This window comes from Protofrankia sp. Cas3, assembly GCF_963555955.1.
Taxonomy (GTDB): Bacteria; Actinomycetota; Actinomycetes; order Frankiales; family Frankiaceae; genus Protofrankia.
In genome coordinates, this window is record NZ_CAUVXP010000276.1 from 2,206 (window position 1) to 4,584 (window position 2,379).

The 2,379-nt window shown below is 65.4% G+C and carries 4 protein-coding genes; 3 read left to right on the top strand and 1 reads right to left on the bottom strand.

Annotated elements, in window-relative coordinates:
- The 3 genes from U9983_RS26990 to U9983_RS27000 form a co-directional block, all read left to right on the top strand.
- A partial coding sequence (locus tag U9983_RS26990; RefSeq protein WP_322756712.1) for a C40 family peptidase occupies nt 1–560 on the top strand: 560 nt, incomplete at its 5' end.
- Nucleotides 561–705: 145 nt separating this feature from the next.
- On the top strand, nt 706–1,596 hold the full coding sequence (locus U9983_RS26995) for a helix-turn-helix domain-containing protein (protein ID WP_322756713.1): 891 nt from the start codon (nt 706–708) through the stop codon (nt 1,594–1,596).
- 11 nt (nt 1,597–1,607) lie between these two features.
- The gene (locus U9983_RS27000) at nt 1,608–1,850 is read left to right on the top strand and encodes a hypothetical protein (RefSeq protein ID WP_322756714.1); all 243 of its coding nucleotides are present in this window, start codon (nt 1,608–1,610) and stop codon (nt 1,848–1,850) included.
- Between the two features lie 270 nt (nt 1,851–2,120).
- On the opposite strand, the gene U9983_RS27005 is transcribed toward U9983_RS27000, so the two are convergent.
- The coding region (locus tag U9983_RS27005) for a transposase (protein WP_322756715.1) at nt 2,121–2,379 on the bottom strand (259 nt) is incomplete at its 5' end.

The following is a 2,379-nucleotide window of genomic DNA, read 5'->3' on the forward strand; positions in this document are numbered from 1 at the left end:
ACGATACCTGCACGGAGACTGTCTGTCACCACCGGAATCTTGGCAGAGCCGTTATTTCTACAGGCCCGCCGCGGGCGCGGGCTGCCGAGCAGTATGTCGCGAGGATTCTTGCCGTGGCCCGGTCTTATGGGCAGGGCGCTTCAGATGTCGCGGTGGGAGACGCCGGTGGTGTCGCGGCTGATTGGGCGGTGGCTCAGGTCGGGACGCCGTATGTGTGGGGCGGTGAGACCGCCGGGGTTGGTTTCGACTGCTCGGGGCTGGTCCAGGCGGCCTGGCAGAGGGCCGGGATCGGGCTGCCGCGGGTGGCCCAGGCTCAGTTCGACGTCGGGCCCCGTCTGCCGGCCGGGGCCGGGCTGGCACGTGGTGACCTGGTGTTCTTCGGCGGTGGGCTGTCCGACGTTACCCACGTCGGCCTTTATTTGGGAATCGAAGGTGGGCAGGCGGTGATGGTCGACGCCCCGCATGCTGGCGCCGCGGTCCGGGTGGAAGCGTTCCCGACCACGATCGGTGCCGTGTGGGGCGACGACATCTACCTGGGCGCCACCCGCCCCACCCGCTGACCGGCGCTCCATGATCGGCCCGCTGGGTGGGGTCAGGTGGGGCGTGGTCAGAGGGCTTCGAGGTGGTCGTGCTGGGTCGGCGTTGCGACGCTGCCCCGGACGCGCGCGATGCGCTGAGGTTTGACCAAACATCGATTCTGGTCATATGTTGGCACTCATGCGCACCGGCCCGACCTCCCCGCGGGATCGCACCGCCCGTGAGGATCGAGCTCGTCGAATCCTCGAGGCCGCCGCCGAGCTACTCATCCGCTGGGGGTACAACCGCGTCACGATCGAGGACATCGCCCGCCACGCTGAGATCGGCAAGGGTACGATCTACCTGCATTGGAAGACGCGCGAGCAGTTGTTCACCACGCTGCTCGAGCGCGAGGTGCTCGCGGCGGTCCAGGAGGTGATCGCCGAGCTGAGATGCGACTCACAGACCGCGCTGCTGCATCGCTTCACCCGGTCGTACTTTCTGGCCATCATGCGGCGTCCCATCCTGCGTGCCTTCTTTCGCGCCGACGCGGAGACGCTCGGCAAGCTCAGCCGGCCCGCGCAGGGAACCCGAGAAGACCGCCATCGGGTACTCCTCCACGGCTACCTCGACCTACTCGCCCAGCAAGGTCTCCTGCGCGCGGATCTTCCGACCGAAGCGCTCGGGACCGCGTTTCTCGCGACCCTTCAGGGTTTCATCGTGTCCGAACCGTCCTCGGACGCCAGACAGGCGATGAGCCTCGAAGCGCGCTCGGAGCTCCTCGCCCAGACCGTGCGGAGCGCCTTCGAGTCGGCCGCCGCCTTCGCCACAGACGAGGTCGCGCTGCGGACGATCGACCTGCTATCGAGCCTTGAGAACTCACCCGAGCCGGACGCTCGACCCACCCAGAGGATGAACGACGCATGTCCCCAGAGATCAAACGCGATGCCGTGCACCGCAACTCCAACAGGCTGTTCCTCAAGATCTCAGGCCGCCGCCTCCGCGCATACTCGATCGTCAAGCACATTGGCCGACGCTCCGGTCGCGAGTATGCCAATCCCGTCAGCGCTTATCCCCTAGGCGACGGGTTCGTGATCGCAATTCTCTACAGCGTCGAATCCCAGTGGGTGCGTAACGTCCTCGCCACCGGCCAGCTAACCCTCGTCACCAAAGGCCGCGAACACGCGCTCCAGCGGCCCGAACTCATCCCCCAAGCCCAAGCCCTACCCGCCTACAGTCGTTGGCAGCGGCGCATCCTCAAGACGCGCGGCATTGAGCACTTCCTCTGGGCACACGAGCACGACGGACCCGGCCGCCCGGACATCAACAGTTGACGCGGCAATCGTCGATACACCTCACCGCGGCACCACCGTCCGCGTCGAAGCGTTCCCCGCCACCGTGGGAGCAGCCTGGGGCGACGAGATCTACCTGGACGCCACCGACCCCGCCCTGACTCGCTGGCGCCACTACACCGAAAGCGCTTGTCGAATCTTCTTAGACCGGCCGAGCCTGTGTCCTCTCAACCGAGGGATCTGTCAATATAACGGCTCTGCCAAGATTCCGGTGGTGACAGATACTAAGAAGAACGAAAGTATCTGGACTCGCTACCAGCGGATGTAGGCGAGATGGGGGTCACCGAAGAATCCGACGACAAGGGCGGGGTTCTCCTGAAGCCTGCGGAGTGCGGCGAGGGCGTTGGAGTACAGGTCCGAGACCGATGTAATCATTTTTCGGCTGATCTGGGCATTCTTCACGTTGTTCCAGACCCACTCGTCCGGGTTGGTGTCGGGGGTGTAGGGCGGGAGGACGAAGATCCGGAGCTTCCCCTCTGTTCCAGCGACGAATTCGCGGACGGCCTTCGAG

Excerpts from the sequence above, each read along its gene's own strand:
- U9983_RS26995 (WP_322756713.1), top strand. The coding sequence starts at position 706 with ATGTTGGCACTCATGCGCACCGGCCCGACCTCCCCGCGGGATCGCACC.